Source organism: Ruegeria sp. CDSC002 (assembly GCF_059610905.1).
The window spans coordinates 1-1958 of the sequence record NZ_JBXWOM010000032.1 but is presented as its reverse complement, the minus strand read 5'-3'; the positions used below and the strand labels follow the sequence as shown (position 1 = coordinate 1958).

Here is a 1958-nt window from a genome sequence, read left to right as displayed (position 1 = left end):
TAGACATCCGCCCCGATCTGGCGAAAGAACGCTAAGCAAGCCAAGCAGTCATTGGAAGTCTTAGATGCCCGATCCATGCAGCTACAATCTGGGTCCCAATTTCGTCTATTTTACAGCATGTGCTACCCTGTTGCATTTATCGTATGCAATTGGGGGCTGAAGATATGTGGAACATGGAACAGTTTGTAGCGGACTGCCGGACCGCAGTAGATCAGGACGCGTCTCACAAATCGGTGGCTGAGGTGGTGGACCGGGCGATGCGCGATCCCGCGGGCGTGACGCAAGCCTTGGGAGAGCCGACCGAAAGCGGTATCTTTCCCATTTACAAGTCAGGTGATCTGACAATCGTCAACGTCGTATGGAAGCCAGGAATGACCATAATGCCCCACAATCACGAAATGTGGGCCGTGATCGGTATTTATGGTGGTCGAGAAGATAACATTTTTTGGCGGCGCGTAGCAGATGACCCTAACGGACGCATTGAAGCGGCGGGGGCTCGAGCATTGTCGACGGGTGAATATGCTCCCCTTGGTAAGGACCTCATTCACTCGGTTACAAACCCTATCCCCAAGTTGACCGGAGCAATCCACGTATACGGCGGGGATTTTTTTGAAGCTGAGCGGAGCGAATGGGATCCTGAAAACCTGACGGAACATGCCTATGACATGTCGAAGGTTCGCGCGTTGTTCGAGGACTAGTTTGCAGTTTGACAATCTGCGCTGGCAATGCCGGAGGCATGTTCCGTCTATACGGCAGGCTTCGCTGATTGCCGATTACTATCTCGTTGAATTGACACGGGGTGATGATCTCGGATTATGGACAGATGAGCAAATTACAACGCCCCCCGAAGCCTCGGCCACACCCATTTCTTCCTAATCCGCACCGCTACGAGCAAATGGTCTATCGCCGTTGTGGGCAGTCTGGCATAAAGCTACCCGCGATAAGCCTTGGGCTATGGCACAACTTTGGTGGGGATACCCCGCACCAGACAAAACGCGATCTCTGCCGCACTGCTTTTGACTTGGGTATAACGCACTTTGATTTAGCAAATAACTATGGCCCGCCGCCGGGATCGGCGGAAGAAGCATTCGGTGAAATTTTAAAAACTGATTTCGCAGGCTATCGGGACGAACTCATCATATCTACCAAGGCAGGGTATGATATGTGGCCGGGCCCCTATGGGGAGTGGGGATCACGAAAGTATCTTGTGGCCTCTTGTGATCAGTCGCTCAAGCGGATGGGGTTAGAATACGCAGATATCTTTTATTCCCACCGTTACGATCCAGATACCCCTCTGGAAGAAACTATGGGGGCCTTAGACTATATAGTGCGCTCTGGGCGCGCACTTTACGTCGGAATTTCAAGCTATAACTCGCAACGAACGCGCGAAGCGCTGGCCATCTTGAAAGACCTTGGCACGCCGTGCCTGATTCATCAGCCGTCGTATAACCTACTCAACCGTTGGGTTGAGCGGGACGGGCTGTTGGATACGCTTGACGAATTGAACGTGGGATCGATTGCGTTCACGCCACTTGCCCAGGGTATTTTGACATCGAAGTATCTGAACGGCATTCCCGAAGACAGTCGTGCGACCCAAGGCAAGTCTCTATTGGACGGCATGATCAACGAACGTTCATTGACGAGTGTCAGGGCTCTAAACGATATAGCGGCGTCACGCGGTCAATCATTAGCTCAGATGGCGCTTGCTTGGGTGCTGAGAGGTGACCGGATTACGACAGCCCTTATTGGCGCTTCGCGTCCTGAGCAGATCGTGGATTGCGTAGGTGCGGTCCAGAATTTGGAATTTACCGAAGCGGAACTCGCTAAGATTGACGAGGTCAGCTCGGAAGAGGAAATCAATCTCTGGGCGCGATCCTCGGAAATTGAGTAAGATTGTTGACCACTGATTTTTGGTGCTAGCAGGTTCTTCTGCTTAATCGCATGGCGTTTCTGCTTTG

Annotated in this window: 2 protein-coding genes; both read left to right on the top strand. The window is 52.2% G+C overall.

What is annotated here, in order from left to right:
• The first annotated feature begins 173 nt into the window (after window positions 1–173).
• Window positions 174–698 carry a cysteine dioxygenase family protein gene (locus tag AC2FJE_RS23415; RefSeq protein ID WP_246097323.1) on the top strand — a complete coding sequence of 175 codons (525 nt, stop codon included), beginning with the start codon at window positions 174–176 and terminating at the stop codon, window positions 696–698.
• Window positions 699–823: 125 nt separating this feature from the next.
• Window positions 824–1891, top strand: coding sequence for an L-glyceraldehyde 3-phosphate reductase (gene mgrA, locus AC2FJE_RS23410; protein WP_496761527.1), 1068 nt, complete (start codon window positions 824–826; stop codon window positions 1889–1891).
• Window positions 1892–1958 lie beyond the last annotated feature (67 nt).

Coding starts and splice junctions, on each gene's coding strand:
- mgrA (WP_496761527.1), top strand. CDS start 824: ATGAGCAAATTACAACGCCCCCCGAAGCCTCGGCCACACCCATTTCTT.
- AC2FJE_RS23415 (WP_246097323.1), top strand. CDS start 174: ATGGAACAGTTTGTAGCGGACTGCCGGACCGCAGTAGATCAGGACGCG.